This window comes from uncultured Brevundimonas sp. (assembly GCF_963977465.1).
Taxonomy (GTDB): Bacteria; Pseudomonadota; Alphaproteobacteria; order Caulobacterales; family Caulobacteraceae; genus Brevundimonas.
The window spans coordinates 283,026-309,135 of record NZ_CAXBOQ010000001.1; the positions used below are offsets into that span (position 1 = coordinate 283,026).

The window sequence follows — 26,110 nt, forward strand, 5'->3', positions numbered from 1 at the left end:
CCCTGACGGTCGGAGTCTGACGCATGGGTGGTCTCGGCCCCGGTCTCGGTGGCATGGAAATTCTGGTGATTGGCTTGGTAGCCCTGCTTGTGGTGGGGCCCAAGGACCTGCCTGCGCTGATGCGCAAGCTGGGCAAGCTGATGGGCAAGGCCCGCGGCATGGCCAATGAATTCCGTGCCAGCTTCGATGAAATGGCGCGCCAGTCCGAGTTGGACGAACTGCGCAAGGAGGTCGATGCCCTGCGCACGAACCACGGCATCCACGCCCTCGGTGCCGACGCCGACGCCGCCTTCCGCGAGATCGGCAAGGATCTCGACTCCGGCCTGGCCGCGAGCCCGGTACCGACCATGACGCCGGCTCCCGACGAATGGCCCGATGCCGGACCGGCGATGACGCCGCTGGAGGCCCCGGCGAGTTCAGAGCCGAAGCCTAAGCCTAAGCCTAAGCCTAAGCCTAAGCCTAAGCCTAAGCCTAAGCCTAAGCCTAAGCCGAAGCCGGTACCGGCGGTCAAGGCCAAGCCTAAGCCTACTCCCCGGACGAAGGCGAAATCCGCCGCTGCATCGATCAAGAAGGCGGGCGGCAAGTCGCAGACCATCCGGGCGAAGAAGGTGGACCTGTGAGCGCCCCCGAGCTGGACGAGTCCGAAATCGAGGCCTCGCGCGCCCCGCTGATGGATCATCTGATCGAGCTGCGCGGGCGGCTGCTGATCTGCGTCATCGCCTTCATCCTCGGCTTCATTCTGTGTTTTGCCTTTGCCGAGCCGCTCTACATCTTCCTGGTCAAGCCGTTCGCTGTGGCCGCCGCCTTCCATCAGAATCTGGCCCCCGGCACCCATGTGTCGCCGTTGGACCTGATCCTTGGCACCGCCGGGCTCAAGGCCCTGCCGTTCGTCGACGGGCAGATGGTCGAGCTGATCTACACGGCTCCGCTGGAAATCCTTTTCACCAAGATGAAACTGGCCGGGTTCGGAGCCTTCATCGTCTCCTTCCCGATCCTGGCCTGGCAGATGTACCGGTTCGTGGCACCGGGCCTGTATCGCAACGAGAAGGGGGCCTTCCTGCCCTTCCTGTTCGCCGCACCGCTGTTGTTCCTGCTGGGTACGGCTTTGGTCTATTTCGTCATGTTGCCGTTCGTCATGTGGTTCTCGCTGAGCCAGCAGATCGCCGGCGGCGGCGTCTCTGCCCAGCTGCTTCCCAAGGTGTCGGACTATCTGAGTCTGGTTACCGCCCTGCTGCTGGCCTTCGGTCTGTGTTTCCAGCTGCCCGTGGTGATGACCCTTCTGGGACTGGCCGGGATCGTCAATTCGAAGATGATGGCCCAGGGACGGCGCTACGCCATCGTCGCCGTGGTGGTCGTCGCCGCCGTAGTCACCCCGCCGGATCCGGTCAGCCAGCTGATGCTGGCCGTTCCCCTGGTGCTGCTTTACGAGGTCAGCATCTGGTGTGTGCGCCTGATTGAGCTGCGCAAGAAGAAGACCGAACCGGCCTGAGCGTTAGGCCCGCCGTAACCACCCGTTGCTAGCCTCTCCCGCGAAACGGGAGTGCGCCTCATGGCCCTGACTGACCTTTGCAACGGTATTCTGGCGCGGGGCGTCGTCGGGACCGACGACGTGCTGGCCCTGCGGCGTGTCGTGTTCGACGAGATCACCGTCACGCCCGACGAGGTCGAGGCCCTGTTCCGCATCGACGAGGGCACGGAAAAGCGGGTCCCGGAGTGGCGCGCCTTCTTCCTGGAAGCCATGACCGACTGGCTGGTACGCCAGCAGGAACCGTCGGGCTACATCACCCCGCAACAGGCCGACTGGCTGATCGCCCGGATCGGGGCCGACCGGCGGGTGCGTAACGGCACCGAACTGGAACTGGTGGTGCGGGCGCTCGAACTGGCGGACGAAGCACCGGCGTCGCTGTCCGCCTTTGGTCTGTCGCTGGTCACCCGCGCCGTGGTCGAGAATGACGGCCGCATCTCGGCCGACGAGGTCCAGCGTTTGCGGCGGCTGGTGTTTGCCCTGTCCGGACCGGGGCGGATGGCGGTAACCCGCGAGGAGGCTGCCGCCCTGTTCGACCTCAACGACGCTACGCGGGGCCGCGACAACGACCCGGGCTGGACCGATTTCTTCATGCGCGCGGTCGCCAATGCGGTGACCGCGGCCGCGGGCTGGGCACCGCCGGACCGTGAGGAATCGCTGCGTCGCCAACGCTGGCTGGCGGATCCCGACGACGGCATCGCCGAGGCCGCTCAGCGAACCCGTGATCCGATCCCCGAGACCGCGACGGACAGGCAGACCTGGATCGCCCGCGCCCTCGAATGGGCCCTGCGCGATCCGGCCGAAGCCGTGTTCGAAGAGCGGCTTGAGTCTCGCACCCAGGCCGCATCGACGGCGGCACCCGTGAACGGCGAGGAGGCCCGCTGGCTGATCGACCGGATTGGCCGCGACGGCGAGTTTGATGACAATGAGCGGGCACTGATCGCCTTCCTCAGGGAGATCGCGCCGACGACCGATCCGGCCTTGCAGCCCCTCATCGACCGACTGGCGGCCTGAACCGCCGTGCCCGATCGGAACCGACGGCGAGCGTGGCCGTTTGACTGGGCACCATCCCTCAGGAGTCCATCCATGAACCATCGCCAATTCGCGACCGCCGCCACCGCGTTCGCCGTCGTCACCCTCGGTGCCGTTGCCTGCACCCCGGCCGCCGACGAGAGCGCAACCGACACCGACACCACCCACACCATCGTCGAAACCCGCGAAGTGCCCGCGGCTCCGGTGGTGATCGAGCGCCAGAGCCCGCCTGTCGTCGTCGAGCGTGACGCCCAGACCGGCGACAGCACCACCGTTCGCGCCGGCCGCGACGGCATCGAGGTCGAGACCACCAACCGCTGAGTTCAGTCTGAATTCCGACGGTAGAAAAGCCCCCGGACGGGAAACTGTCCGGGGGCTTTTTTGTCAGATCGGCGGTTGCAGTCAGGGTCGACCACGACCGGGTGCGGGTACCGTTACAGGCGCTGACCGTCGACCGGCTTCAGCGTCTGTCGTCGACCCAAAGCTTCCCCGTGGCGGAACGAGGGTATACTGGAAGTCGTGAGATTTTGGTTTTCAACTCTTGCGACAGCTGGAGGCTGGTCCAGGCATGACAATCTCCCGAAGCATCCTCGTGGCCACAGCGGTTTGCAGCCTGACATTCGGCGGCAGCGCCTGGGCCCAGTCGGCACCGGATAATCTGGAAGACCTGGCCGCCGCCGCGGCCGATGGCGATTCCCGGGGTGTCGAGACCCTTCTGGCCCAGCGCCCTGGCTGGTTGGCGGCCGCCGACAGTGACGGCGACGTCTATGCCGGCATCGCCCGGTCCCCGGCGCTGGACCTGGCGGTTCGAGCCACGGCCTGGCGGTTGGCCATTGCGCAACTGCCTTCCTATGCCGGTGACGACACGGATGGCCTGCTTCTGACGCGACATCGACGTCAGTATCAGGCCGAGGCGCTCGATCTGCTTGAAACAGGGATTCCGACGGCCATATCCCGGATCCGGCCCGGTCCGGCGGCCGGGTCAGTCGGCGAGTTCGCGGCGATCGTTCGGTTGCGGCGTGACCTTGTTGATCTGCCGGGGGGATCGGAGTCGTCCGCCGCCCTGATCGCAGCCTTGCAAGCCCTGGAAACAGCCGAGGACAATGAACGTCGTGCCTACGCGCTGTTTGCGCTGGAATCGGACGCCGGTCGGCGTGTCCGCGCCTACCAGGCCGCAGCCGCAGCATTCGACGCGGCGGCCCAGGCCTATGGTCAGGCCGCGTCCCGTCTGGCTGCCTATCCGGCAGCGGTGTCGGCGGTGCGAGCCTTTGAAGCCCGAGCCCGGGCGCGGGCGGCCTATGCCCGGGACATTTCGGCTCAACGCGGTCCGGACATCGACAACCGTCCGCCGCCGCCACCGCCGCCGCCCCCTCCGCCGCCGCCCCCTCCACCGCCACCACCGCCGCCCCCGCCCCCACCAGAGCGGAACCCGCCGGTTCGGGCCACCGACGTGGCGATGGTCGCCCCCGGGACGGAGTTGACGCGTTACCAGTTGAACTGTCTTGCGGTGACGGACGGCGTCCAGAAAGCCAGCGCCCCGGTGGACCTGTATTACGCCACCAGCCGGGCCGCCGAACCGGTTCCGGACGTGGCCAGGGAACGGTATTTCGGTTCACGCCGCACGGCTGTCACGGATGGAGTCACGGCGCTGAATTTCGGCGTGACGACGGTGAATGTTCCCTGCCGCCGGGAACGGGGCGATATCCCGCGTCCCGCCGAACTGTTCTTCATCCGGATAGAGCGGCCGGATCCCGACCGTCATTTCATTGTGACCGGAGTCCAGCCTCTCTCGCGGGCAGCGTGGCTGGAACGGCTCCGGGCACCGCCGGATATCGCAGGGCGCCGGCGCGAAACCCTGTTGTACGTTCACGGCTACAATAACGGATTCAACGACGCGGCCTATCGATCGGCCCAGCTGCATGCCGACCTGCAGATCAACGGGGCGACGGTCCTGTATTCCTGGGCCTCCCGGGACAATCCGCTGCTCTATTGGGTCGACCGCAGGGTCGTGGCCTCGCCTGAAGAGATCAGTGCGCTCGCCGGGGTGATCCGTGAGGTCGGGGATCAGAGCGATGTCTTCTATATTGTGGCCCATTCGATGGGGAACCGGCTGGTGATGTCGGCTCTCGACAGCCTGTCCCGGACGCGGCCTGCGGTGGCGGGGTTCATCGATAACCTGGTGCTGGCCTCGCCGGATATCGAGCGGCCTGCGTTTGAGGCCCACTGGGCCCGCGCCCGTCCCTGGGTCAGCCACGCTGAGATCTACGCCTCCGACAAGGACCGTGCCCTGGGACTGGCGAACCGTTTCGCGGGCGATCTCCGGCTCGGCGACGCGCGTGAAGGCGTGCAGGTAGTGGACGGCATAACCACCATCGATACGTCGCTGGTTGCCGGGGCCGGCCTGGGTCATGACGACTTCAGCAATGGCGGCCTGGCGGATGTCCGCGCGACCCTGTGGTTCGGGCTCAATCCGCAGCGTCGTTGCATCCTGCGCCCTGTGTCCGACTCTCCCGGAGCCTGGCGTGTCAGCCCGGAAGCACCGGTGGCTGCGTCGTGCCCGCACAGTGATTTCGCCGATGCGATCGCCGTGGGTCGTCTGCGCGGGTCCCTGGACAAGGGACGGAACTGGCTGACGGAGAGCGACTACGAGCAGGGGCGGGCGTATTTTACCGGACTTGGGCAACTGATGGCGCGGCTGTTGGGCGACCAGCAGCGATGATGCGCAGCGACCCAGGCAAAAGGCCCCGGACGGTTTCCCGTCCGGGGCCTTTCTCGTGACTTCAGCCGCAGATCAGCAGCTGTAGTACAGGTCGAATTCGACCGGGTGCGGGTGCAGTTGCAGGCGCAACACCTCTTCCTGCTTCAGCGCGATATAGCTGTCGATGAAGTCGTCATCCATGACGCCGCCCTTCTTGAGGAAGGCCCGGTCCTTGTCGAGGTTGTCCAGCGCCTCGTGCAGGCTGCCGCAGACCTCGGGGATGTTGCCGCGTTCTTCCGGCGGCAGGTCGTAGAGGTTCTTGTCGGCGGGCGCGCCCGGATCGATGCGGTTCTCGATCCCGTCCAGACCGGCCATCAGCAGGGCCACGAAGGTCAGATACGGGTTGCCCATCGGATCGGGGAAGCGCGCTTCGATACGCTTGGCCTTGGGGCTGGACACGTGCGGGATGCGGATAGAGGCCGAGCGGTTGCGGGCCGAATAGGCCAGCTTCACCGGGGCTTCATAGCCGGGCACCAGACGCTTGTAGGAGTTGGTGGTCGAGTTGGCGAAGGCGTTGATGGCCTTGGCGTGTTTGATGATGCCGCCGATGTACCACAGGCACATGTCCGACAGACCGGCGTATTTGTCACCGGCGAACAGCGGCTTGCCGTCGCGCCAGATCGACTGGTGCACATGCATGCCCGAGCCGTTGTCGCCGTACATGGGCTTGGCCATGAAGGTGGCCGACTTGCCATAGGCGGCGGCGACGTTGTGGACGACGTATTTGTACAGCTGCAGCCGGTCGGCCATCGTCAGCAGGTCGCTGAACTTCAGGCCCAGTTCGTGCTGGGCCGGAGCGACCTCGTGGTGGTGCTTCTCGGGATTGAGCCCCAGCTCCTTCATCACGCCCAGCATCTCGCCGCGCAGGTCCTGGCCGCTGTCGACCGGATTGACCGGGAAATAGCCGCCCTTGGCACCCGGGCGATGGCCCATGTTGCCCTCGGAATATTCGGCACTGGTATTGGACGGCAGCTCGATCGAGTCGAAGCTGTAGCCGGTGTCCTGGGACGCGGTGCTCCAGCGCACGTCGTCGAAGATAAAGAACTCGGCCTCGGGGCCGAAGAACACCTGGTCGCCCACGCCCGACGACTGGACATAGGCCAGGGCCTTCTTGGCCATCGAGCGGCTGTCGCGGTTGTAGGGTTCGTTGGTGTCCGGGTTCAGCACGTCGCAGAACAGGAACATCGTGGTCTGCTGGTAGAACGGATCGATATAGGCCGTGGCCAGATCCGGCTTCAGCAGCATGTCGGACTCATTGATCGCCTTCCAGCCGACGATGGAGGAGCCGTCGAACATCGTGCCTTCCTCGAGCAGTTCCTCGTCGACCAGGTCGATGTCGAAGGTCATATGCTGCAGCCGACCCCTGGTGTCGGTGAAACGGAGATCGACGTAACGCACGTCCTTGTCCTTGATCTCCTGGAGGATCTTTTTGGCGTTCATGATCGAAATCCTGTGGGTTCGGGGAGGAGGTGAGGTGGCCGCCGGGGCGGGCGACGCGCGACGGTCAGATGGCCTGGGGTCCGGTTTCACCGGTGCGGATGCGGATGACGTCGACGACGTCGGAGATAAAGATCTTGCCGTCGCCGATCTTGCCGGTGCGGGCGGCGGTCTGGATGGCCTCGACCACGGCCGGGGCCATGTCGTCGGGAACCACAACCTCGATTTTTATCTTGGGAAGGAAGTCGATGACGTACTCGGCACCGCGATAGAGTTCGGAATGACCCTTCTGACGACCATATCCCTTGGCCTCCAGTACGGTCATGCCTTGCACGCCCACGTCCTGGAGCGCTTCCTTCACTTCATCGAGCTTGAACGGCTTGATGACGGCTTCGATCTTCTTCATGGGCGGTCCCGGGACGGGCTTGCTGAATGCCCCGTCACTCGGGCAGCAAAGGGACATTGCATTGCACAATAAGGCAAGCCTCTTTTCGATTTTGTCGTCATCTGTGAACAGGAGACGCCGGTGACCGATGGTCCCAATCGCCCTGACTGGCGGACGACGCTGCCGTGGCCGGGGCCGAATACGCACAAACACGCACGGGGCCGCCTGGGGGTGGTCAGCGGACGGGCCGGCCAGACGGGCGCGGCGCGGCTGGCCGCGCGCGGCGGGCTCAGGATCGGGGCCGGGGTGGTCAGTCTGCTGTGTCCGGTCGAGGCCGTCGCCGTGCTGGCCCCGGCGGTCGAGGCGGTGATGCTGAAGCCGTTCACCGATCCCGAGACCCTGGCCGAGCTGGCCGATGGCATGGACGCCGTGGTGGTCGGCCCGGCAGCCGGATTCAACGATGCCACCGTGGCCAATATTCACGCCCTGGCCGGAAACGGCGCGGCCCTGATCATCGACGCGGACGGTCTGACGGTGTTCGAGAGCTGGCCCGCTGATCTGTTCGCCTTGCTGGATCGGGACGACGTGCTGACCCCGCATGAGGGTGAGTTCAGCCGCCTGTTCCCCGACTTGCTGGAGCAGGGTCGCGAGCGGGCTGCGATCGAGGCCGCGGCGCGGGCCGGGGCTGTGGTGGTGCTGAAGGGGCCACAGACGGTCATCGCCGCGCCGGATGGCCGGATGACCGTCAACGACAACGGCACCCCCTGGCTGGCCACAGCGGGCAGCGGCGACGTGCTGGCCGGGATGATCGGTGGCCTGCTGGCCCAGCGGATGGACAGTTTCGATGCCGCCTGCGCCGCCGTCTGGATCCATGCCGAGGCCGCGGCCGGCTTCGGCCCCGGCCTGATCGCCGAGGACCTGCCCGACCGGCTGCCTGCGGTCCTGGCCCGGCTATGGCCGGGCCAGTGAGATGGACTGGGGATTCAGCCGGTCATCGCCGCGCCTGATGGCTGCCGCAGCAATGGCGGGCACCCTCCGGACTGCAGCGTTGCGCAGTTGTCATCCCGGACGCGGCGAAGCGGCGATCCGGGACGGAGAGCTCCCATAGTTTTGGGCCTCCCGGAAATCGCGGCGCGATTATCCGGGAGAAGGTTTCCGCCGCGCGATCCTGAACTGTCTCCCGGATAGCTGCTGGCGCAGCTTCCGGGAGGATGAAGTTTCTCCGCTCAAGCGTCCCGGATCGCCGCTTTGCGGCGTCCGGGATGACAAGGGGCTCGGACCTCACTCGACTGTTGACCCTAGTCGGCGGCTGCGACCTTTTTCGCTGCAGACTTTTTCTTCGCCGCCGGCTTCTTGGCGGCTGCGGTCTTGGCGGCCGGCTTTTTGGCCGCGGGTTTCTTGGCGGCAGCCTTTTTGGCCGGTGCCTTTTTCTTCGGCCCGGCCGCGGCCTTGGCGGCCAGCAGGGGCAGGGCCTGTTCCAGAGTCAGATCCTCGGGCGTGGTGCCCTTGGGCAGGGTCGCGTTGATCTTGCCTGATTTGACATAGGGACCGAAACGCCCGGCCATCACATGGATCGGATCGCCGGTCTCGGGGTGGGCTCCGAGGTCCTTCAGTGGGGCCACGGCGGCACCACGTCCGCCGAACTTGCCGGCCCGCTTCTCGGCCAGCAGAACCACGGCGCGGTTCAGGCCGACCTCGAACACCTCATCGATGTCGGCGACATTGGCATAGGTCCCGGCGTGCAGGACGAACGGCCCGTAGCGACCGAGCCCGGCGGTGATCATCTTGCCGTCCTCGGGGTGTGCCCCGACCTCGCGTGGCAGGGCCAGCAGGCGCAGCGCCTGTTCCAGCTCAAGCGTCGCCGGCGACCAGCCCTTGGGCAGGGACGAGCGTTTCGGCTTTTCCTCGCCCGGCGGCGTGGTTTCGACATAGGGACCGAAGCGGCCGATCTTCAACTGGACCGGTTGGTTGGTGACCGGGTCCAGACCCAGTTCACGATCGCCGCCGTCCGCGCCACCACCGTCGGCGTCGGGCGAGGCCACCGGCCGGGTGAATTTGCAGTCCGGATAGCGCGAGCAGCCGACGAAGGCCCCGAAACGGCTGGTCTTGAGGCTGAGCTGCCCCTGTTTGCACAGTGGGCATTCGCGCGGATCGCCACCGTCTTCCCGGGCCGGGAATATGTGCGGGCCCAGCGACTCATTGAGGGCGTCGAGGATGGCCGTGGTGCGCAGCTCGCCGGCGGCCTGGGCCGCGACATGGAAGTCGGACCAGAACTCACGCAGCAGGACCTTCCAGTCCAGCTTGCCGGCCGAGACTTCGTCGAGCCGGGTCTCGAGCGCGGCGGTGAAATCGTACTCCACCCATTTCGCAAAGAACTGCTCGAGGAAGGCCGTGACCAGCCGTCCCTTGTCCTCGGGATAGAAGCGGTTCTTGTCGGTGCGCACATATTCGCGGTCGCGCAGGGTGGTCAGGATCGAGGCATAGGTCGACGGACGGCCGATGCCGAGCTCTTCCAGCTTCTTGACCAGGGTGGCTTCCGAAAAGCGCGGCGGCGGCTCGGTGAAATGCTGGTCGGCGCGCACGGCCTCGACCTTGGCCGTGGCCCCTTCCTTCAGGGTCGGCAGGCGGGTCGAGTCGTCGTCTTCCTCGGTCTCGGCACCCTTCTGGCGTTCGTCGCGGCCTTCTTCGTAGACGGCGAGGAAGCCGTCGAAGGTCACCACCTGGCCGGTGGCGCGCAGGCCGGTCTGACCGTCCGGGGTCTCGACCTCGACCGTGGTGCGGTCGATCCGGGCCGATTCCATCTGCGAGGCGACCATCCGCTTCCAGATCAGCTCGTACAGCCGCTGCAGGTCACCCTCCAGGCGCAGGGACTCCGGCGCGCGGGTGATGTTGGTCGGACGAATGGCCTCGTGCGCCTCCTGGGCGTTCTTGGCCTTGGTCTTGTAATAGCGCGGCTCGGACGGGACGAAGGCCGGACCGAAGCGGTCGGCGATGACCTCGCGGGCCTGGGCGATACCCTCGGGACTGACGAACAGGCCGTCGGTCCGCATATAGGTGATCAGGCCGCCGGTCTCGTCGACGCCCTCATACAGTTTCTGCGCCGCCTGCATGGTGCGCTGGGCGGTGAAGCCCAGCTTGCGGCTGGCTTCCTGCTGCAGGGTCGAGGTGGTGAACGGCGGGGCCGGGCTGCGCTTGATCGGCTTCTTCTCGATCGACTTGATCGTGAACGCCCCGCTGTTGATCGCGTCGCGGGCGGCGAAGGCCACGGCCTCCGACGGGATGTCGAGACGCTGGATGCGCTTGCCCAGGTGTTTGACCAGCCGGGTTGTGAAGGGCGGGCTGTCGGCGGCCAGGTCGGCCTCGACCGACCAGTATTCCTGGGCCTTGAACTTCTCGATCTCCATCTCGCGATCGACGACGATGCGCAGGGCGACCGACTGGACGCGACCGGCCGAGCGGGCCCCCGGCAGCTTGCGCCACAGCACCGGCGACAGGGTGAAGCCGACCAGATAGTCCAGCGCGCGGCGGGCCAGATAGGCGTCGACCAGTTCCATGTCGATCTGGCGCGGGGCGGCCATGGCCTCGAGCACGGCGCTCTTGGTGATGGCGTTGAAGGTGACCCGTTCGACGTGGGTGTCCTTGAGCGCCTTCTTCTTGGTCAGGACCTCAAGCACGTGCCAGCTGATCGCCTCACCCTCGCGGTCGGGGTCGGTCGCCAGAATGACGCGGCTGGCGCGTTTGGCGGCCTCGGCAATCTCGGACATCCGCTTGGAGGCCCGGGCGTCGATCTCCCACGACATGGCGAAATCGTCGTCCGGCAGCACCGATCCGTCCTTGGACGGCAGGTCGCGGATGTGGCCGTAGGAGGCCAGAACCTCGAACTCGGAGCCCAGATATTTGTTGATGGTCTTGGCCTTTGCGGGGCTTTCGACAATGACGAGATTCATGATGGACGGGTTCTCGGAAAGGGGCCGGGAACGTGGTTGGCCGGACGGCCCGTGTCAATCGGCCATCTGAAACCCGGTCCCGGACAGGGGGTGGGAAGGCGGTTCAGAGCGAGGCCAGGCCTCCCGGCAGCAGGATCGCGCGCCCGACCAGACTCAGCTCCAGCAGGGCGGCGGCGACCGCCCCGACCGGCGCATTCAGGGCCCGCGCCAGCTCATCGCGCGGCGTCGGGGTCGGCGACAGCAGGGCCGCCACCCGCTCGATCAGGGCGGCATCCACGTCATCGGCCCCGGCACCAAACGGATGGTCGACCGGCGGCTCGTCCAGACGGCGCAGGGTCTCTAAAGCGCGTTCGATGTCCTCGATGCCCTCGCACAGGATCGCACCCTGACGTAGCAGTTCATTGGGGCCGCGCGATCGCGGATCCAGCGGCGATCCGGGCACGGCGAACACATCGCGTCCCTGTTCGGCCGCCAGCCGGGCGGTGATCAGCGAACCCGAGCGCAGTTCGGCCTCGACCACCACGACCCCGCGCGACAGGCCCGAGATGATGCGGTTGCGTCGGGGAAAATCGCGCGCCTGAGCCCGGGCCCCCATCGGGCTTTCGGACACGACACAGCCGTCCGCGACGATCTGGTCGTACAGCTCGGAATTGTCGGGCGGATAGACGTCGTCGACCCCGCCGCCCAGCACCGCCACCGTCCCGGTCGGCAGGGCCCCGGTGTGGGCGGCCCCGTCGATGCCGCGCGCCAGACCCGAGACCACGACATGCCCTGCGGCTCCGAGCTGGGCCGCCAGACCCCGGGCGATGCGCTGGCCTCCGGCCGAGGCGATGCGGGCCCCGACCACGGCGACACAGGGCCGCGACAGCAGGTCCGGGTCACCGCGCGTCCACAGAACCGGCGGTGGCGGATCGACGGCGGCCAGCTGTGGCGGATAGTCCGCGTCGCCGATCACCATCAGGTGCGCGTTGACCGCCTCGGCCGCCGCCATTTCGGCCTCGATCCGGTCGACGGGCGGCAGGGTGAAGCCCGCCCCGCCGGCGCGCCGAACCATGGCCGGCAGGGCCTCCAGCGCAGCCACGGCACTGCCGAAGCGGTCGAGCAGTTGCCGGAACGTCACCGGACCGACGCGCTCGGCGCGGGCGAGCCGCAGCCGGGCGAACCGTTCCGCCGCGTCCGGCGGGCTCACGTCTTTTTGGCGCCCAGCCGGGGTTCGGTCCCCTTCAGCAGCCGGGCGATGTTCTGATGGTGACGGACCCAGATCAGCACGGCGGTAAAGGCCGACAGCAGCAGGATCGGGGCGGGGGCAGGCAAGTGGAGGGCCGGGACGGTCAGGGTCGCCAGCATCGGGGCCACGGCGGCCGCCACCAGCGCCGCCAGTGACGAATAGCGCAGCCCGAAAGCCACGATCAGCCAGGTCGCCCCGGCCATCAGCCCCAGCGGCCACCAGGCGGCCAGCAACAGGCCGAAGAAGGTCGCGACCCCCTTGCCGCCCTTGAACCCCAGCCAGACCGGAAACAGATGACCGATAAAGGCCGCGCCGCCGGCGATGGCCCCGGCCACCTCGCTGTCGAACAGCCAGCGGGCGATCAGCAGGGCCACGGCCCCCTTGCCGGCGTCGAGCAGCAAGGTCGCCAGCGCCAGATCCTTGCGCCCGGTACGCAGCACATTGGTCGCGCCGATATTGCCCGAGCCGATGGCCCGGACGTCCTCACCGGTCACCGCGCGGGTGATGATCACGCCGAACGGGATCGAACCCAGCAGATAGCCGGCCACCGCCACGAGGGCGAGGGTCACAAGGGCCGGGGCAACCAGATCCTGCACGTTCTTGTCTCCCGTCTAGCGCGCGTCATGGACGATGCGTCCACCGACGATTGTAAGCAAGACCCGACCTTGCAGGCGGCGACCGTCGAACGGGGAGTTGCGCGACTTGGATTTCAGCGTCGCCGCATCGATCACCACCGGCGCGCCCGGATCGAACAGCACCAGATCGGCCGGGGCATCGGCCTCCAGCACGCCGGACTCCATATCCAGCAGGGTGGCCGGGCCGTGCGTCAGCGGTCGCAGGATGTCGAGCAGGTCCAGACCGTCCTCGTGATGCAGGCTCAGCGCCGCCGCCAGCAGGGTCTCCAGACCCACCGCCCCCGGCGCGGCCTCTGCGAACGGACGGCGCTTGTCCTCGGCCGGGGCCGGGGCGTGGGCCGAGGTGATCACGTCGATCAGGCCGTCGCGCACCGCCTCGATCAGGGCCAGACGGTCACTCTCGGCCCGCAGCGGCGGATCCAGCCGGTAGAAGGTGCGATAGTCGCCGATATCGATCTCGTTGAAGCACAGATGGTTGATCGACACCGAGGCCGCGACTTCCAGCCCCTTGGCCCGTGCCCGCGCCAGCGTCTCCAGTGCCCCTTCGGTCGAGATCTGGTCGACGAGGAAGCGCACCCCGGTCTGTTCAACCAGCGCCAGGTCGCGTTCCAGCTGGATGCGTTCGCCGATGGCCGGCGACCCCGACAGGCCCAGCCGCGTCGCCAGTTCGCCCGCGGTGGCCACCGTGCCCTCGCTCAGCCACGGCTCGCTTGGACGACAGGCGATCAGGGCGTTGAAGGCGGCGGCATAGCTCATCACCCGCTGCAGGGTGCGGCTGTTGGTGATGACCCGGTCGCCGTCGGTGAAATACAGGGCCCCGGCCTCGGTCATCAGGCCGATCTCGGCCATCCGCTGGCCGTCCAGCGTGCGGGTCGCGGCCCCGGCGGCGAACACATTGACTAGATTGAGCGCGGCCCCGCGCCGCTGGATGAAGTCGACCATGGCCGGGTCGTCGACGGCGGGATCGGTGTCGGGCTGGATGACGATGGTGGTCACCCCGCCGGCGGCGGCCGACAGGCTGGCCGATTTCAGCGTCTCCTTGGGCTCGGCCCCGGGCTCACCGGTCTTGACCCGGATGTCGATCAGGCCGGGGGCCAGACACAGGCCGTCGACGTCGATGACCTCGATTCCGGCGGCCTGGGCCCCGGCGGTCCCGCGGATGACTTCAACGATATGGCCGTGTTCGATCAGCAGGGCACCGGGGCCGTCATAGTCGCTGGCCGGGTCCAGCAGTCGGGCATTGACCAGGGCCAGGACGCTCATCGGGCGGCTCCGTCGAGACGGGCGGACAGGGCGGCCAGCACCGCCATGCGCGCGGCCACCCCCATCTCGACCTGATCCTGGATCAGGGACACGGTCAGGTCGTCGGCCACGTCGGAATCGATCTCGACGCCGCGGTTCATCGGGCCGGGATGCATGACCTTGGCCCCCGGACTGGCCCAGGACAGTTTTTCGCGGTCCAGCCCCCAGAAGCGGAAATATTCTCGGGTCGACGGCACCAGCGCCCCCTCCATCCGCTCCAGCTGCAGGCGCAGCATCATCACCACGTCGCAGCCCTTCAGCCCCTCGCGCATGTCGTGGAACACCTCACAGCCCCAGCGGTCGGCGTCGCCCGGCACCAGGGTCGGCGGTCCGATCAGCCGCACCCGGGCCCCCATCATCGACAGCAGGGCCACATTGGAGCGGGCCACGCGGCTGTGGGCCACATCACCGCAGATGGCCACGGTCAGGCTGGTCACATCACCGAACGCCCGGCGCAGGCTCAGCATGTCCAGCAGGGCCTGGGTCGGATGCTCATGACGGCCGTCGCCGGCGTTGACCACGGCACAGCCGACCTTCTGCGACAGCAGGTCGGCGGCCCCCGAGGCCCCGTGGCGCACCACCAGAATGTCGGGCTTCATCGCGTTCAGGGTGACGGCGGTGTCGATCAGGGTCTCGCCCTTGGCCACCGAGGAGGTGCGCGGGCTCATATTGACGACATCGGCCCCCAGCCGCCGCGCCGCAATCTCGAACGAGGCGCTGGTGCGGGTCGAGTTCTCGAAGAACAGGTTCATCACCGTGCGGCCGCGCATCAGGTCCAGCGTCTTGGCCGACGAGCGGTTCAGTTCGACGAAGGCGTCGGCCAGATCCAGCAGGTCGCGGGCGGTCTGGGCGTTGAGATCGCCGGACGACAGGAAATGGGGGCGAGGGAACGGGGCCAGCCGCTCGGTGATCATATCGGTGACGGCGTTGGGCTGGGTCATCGAGGCCCGCCTATACGGCTGAGTCAGGGAAAATGGAACAGGCCGGGCAAGATCGGCACCGTCACGACTGTTCGGCGACACGGATGCGGTCCAGCGCCCCCTGCAGAATCCAGGCGGCCGCGGTGCGGTCGACGACGTCGGCGCGGCGCTTGCGGGTCAGGTCCAGCTCACCGATCAGGAAGCGTTCGACGGCGCTGGTCGACAGCCGCTCGTCCCAGAAGGCGATGGGCATGTCGCGAAGCCGCAGCAGGTTACGGGCAAACGCCCGGCACGACTGGGCCCGGGGCCCTTCGGTGCCGTCCATATTGGTCGGCAGGCCGATGATCAGGCCGCTGATCTTGCGGTGTCCCATCAGCTTGAACAACGCCTCGGCCTCGATCGTGAATTTGGATTTGCGGATCAGTTCCAGCGGGCTGGCGATCATCCGGGTCACGTCCGACACGGCGACGCCGATGGTCTTTTCGCCGAGGTCCAGCCCCATCCACGCGGTTTGCGGCGGGCAGGCGGCGGGCAGGTCGAGGAGGGGGACAATGGACACAGGGTGGCGGTAGGGCTGGCGTCGCCGCGTGTCAAAGGACAAGATGGCGGCGCGTCAAAAGGGGAGTTTTGACATGATCAGACATCCATTGCTGCTTCTGGCCATCGCCGGCACCGTCGCCGCCTGCGATTCCGGCGTGGAAACCCGCAAGAGCGCGGTGCCGGACGCCGGCTCCAATGCGGTCACGGCCGCCGCAACCGCCCCGGCCACCGCCGCTGGGCCGGCCCAGACGGTCCAGACCCAGGCCGACGACTATCTGCAATCGGCCGCCTCGGTCGTCGAGGTTGCGCCGCTCACCGATCCGGGGGCCGACGCCAAGCTGTTCGGTCTGGCCGGTGGCGATCCGGCCCTGAACGGCGACCACGCCTATCTGGCCTTCTTCGTCGACCCGTCCGAGGGCTGGCGCGTCTTCCCGCTCGGCGATTTCGAACGCTGGAGCCTCGGTGAACAGGGCCCAGGCCGTTTCGTGCTGGAAACGACCCAGGGCCGGATGGGCGACAACGGCGAGATGGTCACCGGCGAGGTCAAACGCTTCATCGTGACGTACGACGCGCGCGTTGCCGGCTCGCCGCCGCCGTCCTCGATCACCGTCACCCCGGCGACCTGAGCGCCAAAGCGGCTCCGGTAGCTTGTGAAAGGCCCGCCGGGCGGCTAATCCGCCCGCTTGACCTGTCACGTCTGGAGAGCCGCATGGCCATCGACGCTGCGACGGTGCGCAAGGTCGCGCACCTCGCCCGTATCAAGACCCCGGAAGACCGGCTGGAGCCCCTGGCCGGGGAACTGACCGGCATCCTCGCCTGGATCGAGCAGTTGAACGAGGTCGACGTCGACGGCGTCGAGCCGATGACCTCGAACGTGGCCCAGCCGCTGCGCCTGCGCGCCGATGTCGTCACCGACGGCAACAAGGTCGCCGATGTGCTGGGCAATGCCCCGCAGGCGACCGACGGCTTCTTTGTCGTGCCCAAGGTGGTCGAATAGTCATGAGCGACCTGACCAAACTCACGCTGAAAGCGGCTGTCGACGGCCTCAAGGCCCGCGACTTCTCGTCCGAAGAGCTCACCACGTCATTCCTGACCGCCATTGAAGCCGCCAACCCGACCCTGAACGCCTTCGTCACCGTCACCGCCGACAAGGCGATCGACATGGCCCGCGCCTCCGACGCCCGACTGGCCAAGGGGCAGGGCGGGGTGCTGGAAGGCGCGCCGCTGGGGATCAAGGACCTGTTCTGCACCGACGGGGTCCAGACCACGGCCGGCTCCAACATGCTGCGCGGCTTCGTCCCGCCCTATGAATCGACCGTCAGCGGCAATCTATGGCGCGACGGTGCGGTCATGCTGGGCAAGCTGAACATGGACGAGTTCGCCATGGGCTCGTCCAATGAGACCAGCGCCTTCGGTCCCGTCGTCAATCCCTGGAAATCAACGGGTTCCAACGCCGACCTGACACCCGGCGGCAGCTCGGGCGGCTCGGCCTCTTCGGTCGCCGCCGACCTCTGCCTGGCCGCCACGGCCTCGGACACCGGCGGCTCGATTCGCCAGCCCGCCGCCTTCACCGGCACCGTCGGGGTCAAGCCCACCTACGGCCGCGCCAGCCGCTTCGGCATGGTCGCCTTCGCCAGTTCGCTGGATCAGGCCGGACCGATCACCAAGACGGTCGCCGACGCCGCCCTGATGCTGCAGTCGATGTGCTCGTTCGACGTCCGCGACTCGACCAGCCTCGACGTCCCGACCCCGGACTGGTCGGCTTCGCTCGGCCAGTCGATCAAGGGCCTGCGTATCGGCGTGCCCAAGGAATACGTCGTCGACGGCATGCCCGCCGAGATCCAGACGCTGTGGGATCAGGGCATGGCCTGGCTGAAGGGTGCCGGTTGCGAGATCGTGCCGATCAGCCTGCCGCACACCAAATACGCCCTGCCGGCCTATTACATCATCGCCCCGGCCGAGGCCTCGTCCAACCTGGCTCGCTATGACGGCATGCGTTTCGGCCACCGCGCCGAGGGCACGACCAGCCTGACCGACCTGTACGAGACCAGCCGCGCCGAAGGCTTCGGTGGCGAGGTCAAACGCCGCCTGATCATCGGGGCCTATGTGCTGTCGGCCGGATTCTATGACGCCTACTATGTCCGGGCCCTGAAGGTCCGGCGTCGCATCGCCGAGGATTTCGACAAGGTCTGGGGCCAGGTCGACGCCATCCTGACGCCGTCGACCCCGTCGGCCGCCTTCGCCCTCGGCGACAAGCAGATCGACCCGCTGCAGATGTATCTGAACGACATCTTCACCGTCACCGCCAACCTCGCCGGCCTGCCGGGCATCTCGGTCCCCGCCGGCGTCGACAGCGGCGGCCTGCCGCTCGGCCTCCAGGTCATCGGCAAGGCCCTCGACGAGGCGACCGTGTTCAAGGTCGCCAGTGCGCTGGAAGACGCGGCCGGGTTCGTCGCCAAGCCGGAGAAGTGGTGGTGATAAAGAAGCGTCCGAAGGTCTTTCTGGCTGCCGGGTTCTTGATCGCTCTCGTCGGGCTGATCGGTGCCTGGTACGTCCGGTTAAATGCTGAGTTCAAGGACGGATTCAACGCCGTCTATGTCGAGAACTGGCAGGGATTTTCGGCCGCTGAACTGGCCCGCATGGACCAACAGTTCGTTGCCTTTGTCATTCTGGCATTTGCTGGTTTTTGCCTGTTAGCGTTCGCAACCTACGTTTTGTTCAGCAGACCACGATCAGGTATGGGTGGCGAGGAAGGCCGATAGTCGACAGTCACTCTGCCGATGTTCGCGATCCCTCTCCCATAGGGAGAGGGCGGGGCCCGCGCGCATCGCGCGTGGGAGGGTGTGGGGTTACGGTCTGGCCGGGAGGCGTTGACGGCCACACCCTAACCCCTCATCCGGCCCTTCGGGCCACCTTCTCCCAAGGGAGAACGGGTCTTCGGGAGAGGGACGTTGACGCGGGACCAGACCGAATTCGCGCGGGCTTTGCGGCGACGGCAAACCCTGGCCGAGCGAACCTTGTGGACGGCCATCCGGGGCAAGCGGCTGGACGGGCTGAAATTCCGGCGGCAATACGGGATCAGCCGCTATTTCGCGGACTTCGCCTGCGAAAGCCTGATGCTGGTCGTCGAACTGGACGGCGCGGTTCACGACGAGGACGACAATCAGCTGAACGACCATGTCCGCCAGCAAGAGATCGAGGCCCACGGATGGGCCGTGCTGCGGTTTCGCAATGAAGAGGTGATGACCAGTCTGCACACGGTCCTCGACGCCATCCGCGCCCACGCGAAACTGGCCGGCACCGTAACCCCACACCCTCCCGCTCAACTTCGTTGAACGGGCCCCTCCCTCTCCCGACGGGAGAGGGGTAGAGAAGACAACATGACCGACACCACCACCTCCACCCCCACCAATCTCATCCAGGGCCGCACCGGGGCCTGGGAAATCGTCATGGGGCTGGAGATTCACGCCCAGGTGGCCTCGAAGGCCAAGCTGTTCTCCGGGGCGGCCGTCGGCTTCGGCGCGGGACCGAACGAGCAGGTGTCGCTGGTCGACGCCGGCTTTCCCGGCATGCTGCCGACCCTGAACGGCCATTGCGTCGAACAGGCGGTGCGCACCGGCCTCGGCCTCAAGGCCCGGATCAACAAACGCAGCCAGTTCGACCGCAAGAACTATTTCTACCCCGACCTGCCGCAGGGCTATCAGATCAGCCAGCTGTATTTCCCCATCGTCGGGGAGGGTGAGGTCGAGGTCGAGGCCGAGGACGGCACCTTCTTCACCGTCGGCGTCGAACGCCTGCATCTGGAACAGGACGCGGGCAAGCTGATCCACGACCTGTCGCCCAGCGAATCCTATGTCGACCTGAACCGCGCGGGCACAGCCCTGATGGAGATCGTCTCCAAGCCGCACATGCGCTCGCCGGAAGAGGCGGTCGCCTACGTCAAGAAGATCCGCACCATCCTGATCTATCTGGGCACCTGCGACGGCGACATGGAGAAGGGCAATCTGCGCGCCGACGTCAACGTCTCGGTCTGCCGCGTGGGTGGCTACGAGCAATTCCGTGCGTCCGGCGACTTCAGCCATCTGGGCACGCGCTGCGAGATCAAGAACGTCAACTCGTTCCGCTTCATCTCCCAGGCCATCAACTACGAAGCCCGCCGCCAGATCGAGATCCTCGAAGACGGCGGCAAGATCGATCAGGAGACCCGGCTGTACGATCCGACGGCCGGCGAAACCCGCTCGATGCGCTCCAAGGAAGAGGCCAACGACTATCGCTATTTCCCCGACCCTGACCTGCTGCCGCTCGAGCTGGAACAGGCTTGGATCGACACCATTAAGGCGTCCCTGCCGGAACTGCCGGACGAAAAGCGCAAGCGGCTGATGGCCGATTACGGCCTGTCGCAATACGACGCCGTGGTGCTGATCTCGGAACAGGCCAAGGCCGACTATTTCGAGGCGGCTGCGAAAGGCCGCGACGCTAAGCTGGTGTCCAACTGGGTCACCAATGAGCTGTCGGCCCGTCTGGCCGCCGACAATCTCGACTTCTCGCAGAGCCCGCTGCCGGCCGCCCACGTCGCCGAACTGGTCGCCCTGCTCGAGGAGGGGGTCATTTCCTCGAAAATCGCCAAGGAGGTGTTCGACCACGTCTGGGCCGGCGAGGGCTCGCCGCGTCAGGTGGTCGAGGCCCGCGGTCTGGTCCAGGTCAATGACACCGGGGCCATTGAAAAAGCCGTCGACGAGATCATCGCCGCCAACCCCGACAAGGCCGCCGCCGTCGCCGAAAAGCCCCAGGCCATCGGCTGGTTCGTCGGTCAGGTGATGAAGGCCACCGGCGGCAAGGCCAACCCCGCCTCGGTCAATGACATCCTGAAGGCGAAGCTGGGCATTTCCTGAACGCGCGGCGTCTCGCATGAGCGCATGAAAAAGGCCCCGCGGATCGCTCCGCGGGGCCTTCGTTCTTGGTGGTGCGGCTACCAGCGCCAGGCGTCGCGGATGACGTCGATGATATAGCCGTCGTACTGGTCGATCAGATAGATCTGGTTGTCGACCACGACCCAGCGCGTCCCGGCCGGCGGATAGCCGAGGCCATAGGTGCGCCAGTCGTTCAGCTCGTAGCGCCAGAACATCGACGGCAGATAGTCCCCGACCTGCCAGCGCTGGCCCCAGTAGTTGCGCGGGACGCTGTAATAACCGTAGCTGGGCGCGAAATAGAAGCCGACGCGGAAGCCGTTGTAGCTGCGGAAGCGCCGGTCGTTGCGCCACCAGTCAGAACCGTGGCTACGGTTCCAGTTGCGGTGCCACTGGCTGCTGTTGAAGCGGTTGCGGAACTCCTGGTATTCGCGGCGATCGTGGCGTTGCTCACCGCGATGCTCGCGCCGGTCGTCCCGGCGGTCATCCCGGCGATGATCGCGCCGGTCATCACGGCGATCCTGCCGCGGGTCATTGCGATGATCCTGACGGTCGTCCCGCCGGGTATTGGGGCGATCCGGCCGTTGGTCGCGCCCCGCGCCGTTCCGATCGTGGCGATCGACACGATCCTGCGTGGCCGGACGGTTCGGCGCGTCCGGCTGGGCCGGGCGACCGGGCCGGTCGGGCCGCTGCGGCCGTTGCGGCTCGGACGGGCGATTGGGTCGGTCAGGGCGTTCCTGGCGATCCTCGCGACGCTCCTGACGCGGCTCCTGGCGGCGTTCCTGGCGACGCTCTTGCTGTTCCGCCGCCGGCGCGGTGCTGCGCTCCGCCTGGGCGGCACGACGTTCCGCGTTGGGCTGACGCTGTGGACGCCCTTCGCCTTCACTTTGCGCCCGTCGTCCGCGGTCGCCGCGATCCTGGGCCGCGGCCACTACGGGGGCGGCCAGTGGCAGGAGGAGGGAGGTGATCGCGGTGAACACCATCAGATTGCGTTTCATGGTCTCTTTCCCCGCACACCCGTAGCGGGCGGCTCGATGACAGGATCGCGCCCCGTGCATGAACCTTAACTGAACGATAACGACGGGTCACGGCGCGTGGCGGCATGAAAAAGCCCCCGCCGACACAGGGTCCGCGGGGGCTGTTCCGGGAAGGCAGCGGTCTAGTAGGCGCCGGACATGACGCTGATGATCAAACCGGTGGCCACGGCCATCAGCACGATGTCGTTGCCCGCGTGGACATAGCGATAGCCCCGCGGGGCCTGGCGCAGGCCGTAGACGTACGGGTCGCGCACATAATAGCCGCGATAGGCGGCCGGCAGGGTGTGGCCGCGCTGCCAGCGATGCGTGTTGTAGCGCGGGTTGACCCGGTAGTAGCCGTAGCTCGGCGCGTACCAGTAACCGCTGCGAACCCCGCGATAGTCGCGGAAGTCGCTGCGGCCCCGGTACCAGTCGCGGTTGTTGCGATCATAGCGCTGGTGCGAGCGGTAGTCGCGCCGGTCATCGTGGCGATCCGCCCGGTAGTCGCGCTGGTCGTGGCGACGGTCCGAGCGATAGTCACGGCGGTCGTCGCGCCGGTCCTGACGATGGTCCTGACGGTGATCGCGGCGGTCATCCCGTCGATCCTGTCGCTGATCGTGGCGGTCGCGACGGCTCTGGGCCTCGGCGGCCAGGGGGGCAGCCGTGGTCGCCAGTGCGACGGCGATGACGGCAGCCCGGGCAAGGCGGTTCATACGGATTCTCCCGTGGCGGGCCGGCGATGGGTTTGGGGGTCCGGCTCCTGTATGCCGGGCATGGTCGCAAGGGCCGGATGAACTGGTCCTGAACGACTCGGTCAGCTTTGCCCGCTGGGCGGTTGCGCCGGCCCTGCCAACGCCCCAGATCAGGGGGCCGTTTCAGGATCCGCCTTCATGACCCAACCGATCGAACTCTGGTACTGGCCCACGCCCAACGGCTGGAAGGTCTCCATCGCTCTCGAGGAGATGGGCCTGCCCTATGTGGTCAAGCCGGTGAACATCGGGGCAGGAGAGCAGTTCGAACCCGCCTTCCAGGCGATCAGCCCGAACGGCCGCATGCCGGCCATCATCGACCCCGACGGTCCCGACGGAAAGCCGCTGTCGATCTTCGAGTCCGGCGCCATCCTGCAGTATCTCGGCAACAAGTCGGGGCAGTTCTATCCGGCCGACGTGCGCACGCGGGTCGACATCGACCAGTGGCTGTTCTGGCAGGTCGGCGGCCTCGGACCCATGGCCGGCCAGACCCACCATTTCCGCCAGTATGCCCCGGCCATCATCCGCGACCAGCGCCAGATCGCCTATGGCGTCCGCCGCTATACCGACGAAACCCACCGCCTTTACGGCGTGATGGATCGCCGCCTGGCCGACCGTGACTATCTGGCTGGTGACTATTCGATCGCCGACATGGCCGCCTGGCCGTGGGTGCTGCCGGAACACCAGGGCCAGTCGCTGGATGAGTTTCCCAACCTCAAGGCCTGGATGGACCGGGTCGGGGCGCGTCCGGCGGTCATCGCGGGTCGGGCTGTCGGCGAGACGATGCGGGGCAATCTGGCGGCCTCGGGCCAGTCGGCCGAGGCAGCGCGCAAGATCCTGTTCGGCCAGCGCGGACGTTAACCTTCCGGGAAGGTGTAACTACAAGATTTCCAATAAGTTTCGCAGGTCTGAACAAAAACGCCAGTATTTATCTTTGCTTTACTTAAAAGATCGAATCGACCTGCCGCCGTTAACTTTAACTTCAAACCGCGGGTATTTGATCAGGCCTCAGGAGACGGGGCCAGAACGGCCGTCGTCCGGAGGATACGGTAATGAACGCGCAAGAACTGGCGTCGGACATCGAGATCGAAGCCGAGGCCGCTCTGCCTCTGCCGACTGCGGATATGGACGGCGAAGCCCTGTTTCGTCTGGGTATGATGTACTCGACCGGCCAGGCCGGCTGCCCGATGGATCGGGTCTCGGCCCATATGATCTTCAACCTGGCGGCCATGAAGGGGTCGGTCGAGGCCCGGGTCTATCGCCGCGAGATGTCGCAGGAAATGGAACAGGACGAAATCGCCGACGCCCAGCGCGCCGCGCGCCGCTGGATCGATGCCGGTGTGGTTACCCTTGCGGCCTGATCAGTCCGTCTAGAACGACTGATACTGCCCGTTGATGGCGTAGGTGAAGCCGACGGGCAGGGCGTTGCGGATCTGGGTCACGAAATTGGCGACCTCGCCCAGCGTCGTTCTCGGCACAAACAATATGTCTCCGCGGCGCAGGGCGATGACCTCGCCACGACGCGGCCTGAGGTCAATGGCCCGCATCATGCGTACGCCGCCGGGCCCGCGCCGGATCAGCGCCACCTCCTGTTGGCGCGCGGTGGGCAGGAACGCCCCGGCCATGATGATCGCCTGATAGGCGTCGATGTCGCCCGGCATGTCATAGACGCCCGGCGTGCGGACCTCGCCGTCCACCCAGATTTTCAGCGGACCGGCCTGTTTGAGCGTGATCTCGACCACGGGCCGCAGCAGCTGTGAGGCATAGGCCCCGGCAATATCCGACTCCAGCTCGGCGATCGTGCGATCCGCGGCCATGACCTGACCGATCAGGGGCAGGGCGATACGCCCGTCGGGCCCGACTTTCTGGGTCCGGGTCAATTCGACCGCCGTCGGCGTGGCCACCTCGATCTCGTCACCCGGATACAACAGATATTCCGGCTCGGCCTCGGTCCAGTCGGCGAAGGCGATCTCGGGAAAGCCGGCTTGGCCGACCGGCTGGACCCGTCCGCCCGCCGCGCCACCCGAGGGCAGGGGCATGCGCCCGCCGTTCTCGCTGGCACAGCCGCTGAGAGCGGCGGCACCGAGGGACAGCAGAAGCAGGCGGCGGTCGATGGGCATGGGTCAGGAATCCGTAACGGACGGGCGCGTTCGACACAGGGTCTTCGCTTATGGGTAACCAGTGGTTAACGCCGCTCGGTCAAGTCTGGGGCAACAGTCACCGCGACCATATGGAATCACCAGCAGCCCATGCGCACGACGGCCTATGCCACCGCCCGCCCGCGCTACGGACTCCTCGATATCGTGGGGTTGCTGTTCCGCGAGATGCTGGTGATGATTCTGGTCTTCCTGCTGATCTTCGTGCTGGGCACGGCGGCGGTCCTGACCCTGAAGAAGACCTATACGGCGACCGGCAAGGTCTATGCCGGGGTCGGCCAGGAATATGTCTATCAGCCGCGGGTCGGTACGGCCGAGCGCGGTCAGGCCCCTGAAGCCGAGGCTGTGGCCCGGTCCGAGGCGGCGATCCTGAACAGCCTCGAGGTCAAGCAGCGCACGGTCGCCGCCGTGGGCGTCGACAGCTTCCTCGGCGACAAGCCCTCCAGCGCGGCCGCCGCCAAACGCGAGACCGACGCGCTCAAGGTCCTGGATTCGGGTCTCGGGGTCGGCACCACGCCCGGCAGCGCCATCATCGGGGTCAGCTATGAGAGCGACGACCCCGAGACCGCGGCCCGGGTCCTGAACGCGGTCATCGCCCAGTACCTGACCTATCGCCGCGAGGTGTTCCAGGACAACAAGACCCCGGCCATCGAACAGCAGCGTCAGGTGTTCGAGGACGAACTGGCCAGCGCCGATTCGGCCTATGAGTCCTTCCTGAACACCAACGACATCGGCGATTTCGCCACCCTGAAGGCAACGCTGGCGGCGACCTATCAGACGGTCTTCGCCGAACGTCTGTCGGTTCAGGCCCAGCTGAACCAGGCGCGACAGCGGCTGGCGACCCTGGTGGCCCAGCAGGCGGCGATCCCCGCCCAGGTCACCCTGCAGCAGGACCTCAATATCGCGGCCCAGGATCAGGTTCTGCAGCTACGCACCCAGCGCGAACAGCTGCTGTCGCGCTACCAGCCCGACGCCCAGCCGGTGCAGGACATCGAGGAGCAGATCGGCCAGCTGCAGGCCTTCGTCGGTAGCGGCAGCGCTGTGGGGCCCAAGGAAGTCCGCACCGGGCCCAACCCCGTCTGGATCCAGACCGAGAGCGATCGCATCGCCGCCGCCGCCGAAGCCTCGTCCCTGGCCGCGCGTCTGGCCGTTCTGGATCGTCAGGTCGGCGAGCTGCGCTCGCGACAGGCGACGCTGACCCAGATCGAATCGACCAATGCCACCCTGGCCGGGGACCGCGAGGTGCTGACCGCCAATATCCGCGACTTTCAGGAGCGCGCGACCCAGAGCCGGGCCGACAGCGCCCTGGTCATGGCCGGGGCCGACAATGTCACCGTCATCGAACGGGCCCAGGCCCCGACCCGCGGCAAGAGCCTGAAGGCCCCGCTGCTGATCGTCGTCTTCCTGTTCGCGGGCTTCACCGCCCTGTGCGTCGGCCTGTTGCGAATCTACACCCGGCGCAGCTTCGCCACCGCCGGCTCGGTCGGGCGGACGCTGGAAATGCCGGTGTTGGCAGTCGCGCCGATGAAGGCGCGATGAGCCCGCATGCTAGTCTGTGGCCTGGCGAGTTAGG

Annotated in this window: 26 protein-coding genes; 15 read left to right on the forward strand and 11 right to left on the reverse strand. The window is 66.9% G+C overall.

Annotated features, from left to right (window positions below; all coding sequences use genetic code 11):
- Window positions 1-23 precede the first annotated feature (23 nt).
- From tatB to AAC067_RS01555, 5 genes are all read left to right on the forward strand, one after another.
- A complete protein-coding gene (tatB, locus tag AAC067_RS01535; protein WP_339928858.1) occupies window positions 24-620 on the forward strand; it encodes a Sec-independent protein translocase protein TatB in 597 nt (198 codons plus the stop codon).
- On the forward strand, window positions 617-1,489 hold the full coding sequence (tatC, locus tag AAC067_RS01540) for a twin-arginine translocase subunit TatC (RefSeq protein ID WP_339928860.1): 873 nt from the start codon (window positions 617-619) through the stop codon (window positions 1,487-1,489). The genes tatB and tatC overlap by 4 nt, the downstream gene beginning before the upstream one ends.
- Window positions 1,490-1,549: 60 nt before the next feature.
- Window positions 1,550-2,539 (forward strand): hypothetical protein, encoded by a 990-nt coding sequence (locus AAC067_RS01545; protein ID WP_339928862.1) that lies wholly within the window; start codon window positions 1,550-1,552, stop codon window positions 2,537-2,539.
- A gap of 72 nt (window positions 2,540-2,611) precedes the next feature.
- The gene (locus tag AAC067_RS01550; RefSeq protein WP_339928864.1) at window positions 2,612-2,878 is read left to right on the forward strand and encodes a hypothetical protein; all 267 of its coding nucleotides are present in this window, start codon (window positions 2,612-2,614) and stop codon (window positions 2,876-2,878) included.
- 247 nt (window positions 2,879-3,125) lie between these two features.
- Window positions 3,126-5,276, forward strand: a complete 2,151-nt coding sequence (locus tag AAC067_RS01555) for an alpha/beta hydrolase (protein ID WP_339928866.1) — start codon at window positions 3,126-3,128, stop codon at window positions 5,274-5,276.
- 72 nt (window positions 5,277-5,348) lie between these two features.
- On the opposite strand, the gene glnA is transcribed toward AAC067_RS01555, so the two are convergent.
- Window positions 5,349-6,758: a type I glutamate--ammonia ligase gene (gene glnA / locus AAC067_RS01560; protein ID WP_339929754.1), complete on the reverse strand. Its 1,410-nt coding sequence runs from the start codon at window positions 6,756-6,758 to the stop codon at window positions 5,349-5,351.
- A gap of 61 nt (window positions 6,759-6,819) precedes the next feature.
- Entirely contained in the window at window positions 6,820-7,158 is a 339-nt protein-coding gene (locus AAC067_RS01565) for a P-II family nitrogen regulator (RefSeq protein WP_339928868.1), read from the reverse strand.
- A gap of 120 nt (window positions 7,159-7,278) precedes the next feature.
- Between AAC067_RS01565 and AAC067_RS01570 the strand changes: the two genes are divergently transcribed.
- Complete coding sequence (locus AAC067_RS01570; protein WP_339928870.1) at window positions 7,279-8,106, forward strand: NAD(P)H-hydrate dehydratase; 828 nt, start codon at window positions 7,279-7,281, stop codon at window positions 8,104-8,106.
- Window positions 8,107-8,435: 329 nt separating this feature from the next.
- Here AAC067_RS01570 and topA read toward each other — a convergent pair whose 3' ends face one another.
- From topA to ruvX, 6 genes are all read right to left on the reverse strand, one after another.
- Entirely contained in the window at window positions 8,436-11,084 is a 2,649-nt protein-coding gene (gene topA / locus AAC067_RS01575; protein ID WP_339928872.1) for a type I DNA topoisomerase, read from the reverse strand.
- Window positions 11,085-11,187: 103 nt separating this feature from the next.
- On the reverse strand, window positions 11,188-12,273 hold the full coding sequence (gene dprA, locus AAC067_RS01580) for a DNA-processing protein DprA (protein WP_339928874.1): 1,086 nt from the start codon (window positions 12,271-12,273) through the stop codon (window positions 11,188-11,190).
- Window positions 12,270-12,908: a glycerol-3-phosphate 1-O-acyltransferase PlsY gene (gene plsY, locus AAC067_RS01585; protein ID WP_339928876.1), complete on the reverse strand. Its 639-nt coding sequence runs from the start codon at window positions 12,906-12,908 to the stop codon at window positions 12,270-12,272. Before plsY ends, dprA begins: the two co-directional genes overlap by 4 nt.
- Window positions 12,909-12,923: 15 nt before the next feature.
- Entirely contained in the window at window positions 12,924-14,210 is a 1,287-nt protein-coding gene (gene pyrC / locus AAC067_RS01590; protein ID WP_339928878.1) for a dihydroorotase, read from the reverse strand.
- A complete protein-coding gene (locus tag AAC067_RS01595; RefSeq protein ID WP_339928880.1) occupies window positions 14,207-15,190 on the reverse strand; it encodes an aspartate carbamoyltransferase catalytic subunit in 984 nt (327 codons plus the stop codon). Before AAC067_RS01595 ends, pyrC begins: the two co-directional genes overlap by 4 nt.
- A 61-nt stretch (window positions 15,191-15,251) precedes the next feature.
- Window positions 15,252-15,671, reverse strand: a complete 420-nt coding sequence (ruvX, locus tag AAC067_RS01600) for a Holliday junction resolvase RuvX (RefSeq protein ID WP_339929756.1) — start codon at window positions 15,669-15,671, stop codon at window positions 15,252-15,254.
- A 130-nt stretch (window positions 15,672-15,801) separates the two neighbouring features.
- Between ruvX and AAC067_RS01605 the strand changes: the two genes are divergently transcribed.
- The 6 genes from AAC067_RS01605 to gatB all read left to right on the forward strand — a co-directional run bounded on the left by AAC067_RS01605 (window position 15,802) and on the right by gatB (window position 20,601).
- Window positions 15,802-16,335, forward strand: coding sequence for a hypothetical protein (locus tag AAC067_RS01605; RefSeq protein ID WP_339928882.1), 534 nt, complete (start codon window positions 15,802-15,804; stop codon window positions 16,333-16,335).
- Window positions 16,336-16,418: 83 nt separating this feature from the next.
- The gene (gatC, locus tag AAC067_RS01610; protein ID WP_339928884.1) at window positions 16,419-16,706 is read left to right on the forward strand and encodes an Asp-tRNA(Asn)/Glu-tRNA(Gln) amidotransferase subunit GatC; all 288 of its coding nucleotides are present in this window, start codon (window positions 16,419-16,421) and stop codon (window positions 16,704-16,706) included.
- 2 nt (window positions 16,707-16,708) lie between these two features.
- Entirely contained in the window at window positions 16,709-18,187 is a 1,479-nt protein-coding gene (gene gatA / locus AAC067_RS01615; RefSeq protein ID WP_339928886.1) for an Asp-tRNA(Asn)/Glu-tRNA(Gln) amidotransferase subunit GatA, read from the forward strand.
- Window positions 18,184-18,471, forward strand: a complete 288-nt coding sequence (locus AAC067_RS01620; RefSeq protein ID WP_339928888.1) for a hypothetical protein — start codon at window positions 18,184-18,186, stop codon at window positions 18,469-18,471. The genes gatA and AAC067_RS01620 overlap by 4 nt, the downstream gene beginning before the upstream one ends.
- A gap of 189 nt (window positions 18,472-18,660) precedes the next feature.
- A complete protein-coding gene (locus AAC067_RS01625; RefSeq protein ID WP_339928890.1) occupies window positions 18,661-19,044 on the forward strand; it encodes a DUF559 domain-containing protein in 384 nt (127 codons plus the stop codon).
- A 45-nt stretch (window positions 19,045-19,089) separates the two neighbouring features.
- Window positions 19,090-20,601, forward strand: a complete 1,512-nt coding sequence (gene gatB / locus AAC067_RS01630) for an Asp-tRNA(Asn)/Glu-tRNA(Gln) amidotransferase subunit GatB (protein WP_339928892.1) — start codon at window positions 19,090-19,092, stop codon at window positions 20,599-20,601.
- 77 nt (window positions 20,602-20,678) lie between these two features.
- On the opposite strand, the gene AAC067_RS01635 is transcribed toward gatB, so the two are convergent.
- Both AAC067_RS01635 and AAC067_RS01640 read right to left on the reverse strand, forming a co-directional pair.
- The gene (locus tag AAC067_RS01635; RefSeq protein WP_339928894.1) at window positions 20,679-21,614 is read right to left on the reverse strand and encodes an RcnB family protein; all 936 of its coding nucleotides are present in this window, start codon (window positions 21,612-21,614) and stop codon (window positions 20,679-20,681) included.
- 161 nt (window positions 21,615-21,775) lie between these two features.
- The gene (locus AAC067_RS01640; RefSeq protein ID WP_339928896.1) at window positions 21,776-22,345 is read right to left on the reverse strand and encodes an RcnB family protein; all 570 of its coding nucleotides are present in this window, start codon (window positions 22,343-22,345) and stop codon (window positions 21,776-21,778) included.
- Between the two features lie 177 nt (window positions 22,346-22,522).
- On the opposite strand from AAC067_RS01640, the gene AAC067_RS01645 reads away from it, so the two are divergent.
- Together AAC067_RS01645 and AAC067_RS01650 are read left to right on the forward strand one after the other, a co-directional pair.
- A complete protein-coding gene (locus tag AAC067_RS01645; protein ID WP_339928898.1) occupies window positions 22,523-23,242 on the forward strand; it encodes a glutathione S-transferase N-terminal domain-containing protein in 720 nt (239 codons plus the stop codon).
- A gap of 191 nt (window positions 23,243-23,433) precedes the next feature.
- Window positions 23,434-23,742, forward strand: coding sequence for an SEL1-like repeat protein (locus AAC067_RS01650; RefSeq protein WP_339928900.1), 309 nt, complete (start codon window positions 23,434-23,436; stop codon window positions 23,740-23,742).
- 9 nt (window positions 23,743-23,751) lie between these two features.
- On the opposite strand, the gene AAC067_RS01655 is transcribed toward AAC067_RS01650, so the two are convergent.
- On the reverse strand, window positions 23,752-24,501 hold the full coding sequence (locus AAC067_RS01655; protein ID WP_339928902.1) for a polysaccharide biosynthesis/export family protein: 750 nt from the start codon (window positions 24,499-24,501) through the stop codon (window positions 23,752-23,754).
- Window positions 24,502-24,630: 129 nt separating this feature from the next.
- Between AAC067_RS01655 and AAC067_RS01660 the strand changes: the two genes are divergently transcribed.
- Window positions 24,631-26,076: a chain-length determining protein gene (locus AAC067_RS01660; RefSeq protein ID WP_339928904.1), complete on the forward strand. Its 1,446-nt coding sequence runs from the start codon at window positions 24,631-24,633 to the stop codon at window positions 26,074-26,076.
- Window positions 26,077-26,110 lie beyond the last annotated feature (34 nt).

Excerpts from the sequence above, each read along its gene's own strand:
- gatA (WP_339928886.1), top strand. The coding sequence starts at position 16,709 with ATGAGCGACCTGACCAAACTCACGCTGAAAGCGGCTGTCGACGGCCTC.
- ruvX (WP_339929756.1), bottom strand. The coding sequence starts at position 15,671 with ATGGGGCTGGACCTCGGCGAAAAGACCATCGGCGTCGCCGTGTCGGAC.
- AAC067_RS01655 (WP_339928902.1), bottom strand. The coding sequence starts at position 24,501 with ATGCCCATCGACCGCCGCCTGCTTCTGCTGTCCCTCGGTGCCGCCGCT.
- AAC067_RS01605 (WP_339928882.1), top strand. The coding sequence starts at position 15,802 with ATGATCAGACATCCATTGCTGCTTCTGGCCATCGCCGGCACCGTCGCC.
- AAC067_RS01640 (WP_339928896.1), bottom strand. The coding sequence starts at position 22,345 with ATGAACCGCCTTGCCCGGGCTGCCGTCATCGCCGTCGCACTGGCGACC.
- AAC067_RS01595 (WP_339928880.1), bottom strand. The coding sequence starts at position 15,190 with ATGACCCAGCCCAACGCCGTCACCGATATGATCACCGAGCGGCTGGCC.
- tatB (WP_339928858.1), top strand. The coding sequence starts at position 24 with ATGGGTGGTCTCGGCCCCGGTCTCGGTGGCATGGAAATTCTGGTGATT.
- AAC067_RS01645 (WP_339928898.1), top strand. The coding sequence starts at position 22,523 with ATGACCCAACCGATCGAACTCTGGTACTGGCCCACGCCCAACGGCTGG.
- AAC067_RS01660 (WP_339928904.1), top strand. The coding sequence starts at position 24,631 with ATGCGCACGACGGCCTATGCCACCGCCCGCCCGCGCTACGGACTCCTC.
- AAC067_RS01565 (WP_339928868.1), bottom strand. The coding sequence starts at position 7,158 with ATGAAGAAGATCGAAGCCGTCATCAAGCCGTTCAAGCTCGATGAAGTG.
- gatB (WP_339928892.1), top strand. The coding sequence starts at position 19,090 with ATGACCGACACCACCACCTCCACCCCCACCAATCTCATCCAGGGCCGC.
- AAC067_RS01550 (WP_339928864.1), top strand. The coding sequence starts at position 2,612 with ATGAACCATCGCCAATTCGCGACCGCCGCCACCGCGTTCGCCGTCGTC.
- AAC067_RS01635 (WP_339928894.1), bottom strand. The coding sequence starts at position 21,614 with ATGAAACGCAATCTGATGGTGTTCACCGCGATCACCTCCCTCCTCCTG.
- AAC067_RS01650 (WP_339928900.1), top strand. The coding sequence starts at position 23,434 with ATGAACGCGCAAGAACTGGCGTCGGACATCGAGATCGAAGCCGAGGCC.
- gatC (WP_339928884.1), top strand. The coding sequence starts at position 16,419 with ATGGCCATCGACGCTGCGACGGTGCGCAAGGTCGCGCACCTCGCCCGT.
- AAC067_RS01545 (WP_339928862.1), top strand. The coding sequence starts at position 1,550 with ATGGCCCTGACTGACCTTTGCAACGGTATTCTGGCGCGGGGCGTCGTC.
- pyrC (WP_339928878.1), bottom strand. The coding sequence starts at position 14,210 with ATGAGCGTCCTGGCCCTGGTCAATGCCCGACTGCTGGACCCGGCCAGC.
- topA (WP_339928872.1), bottom strand. The coding sequence starts at position 11,084 with ATGAATCTCGTCATTGTCGAAAGCCCCGCAAAGGCCAAGACCATCAAC.
- AAC067_RS01555 (WP_339928866.1), top strand. The coding sequence starts at position 3,126 with ATGACAATCTCCCGAAGCATCCTCGTGGCCACAGCGGTTTGCAGCCTG.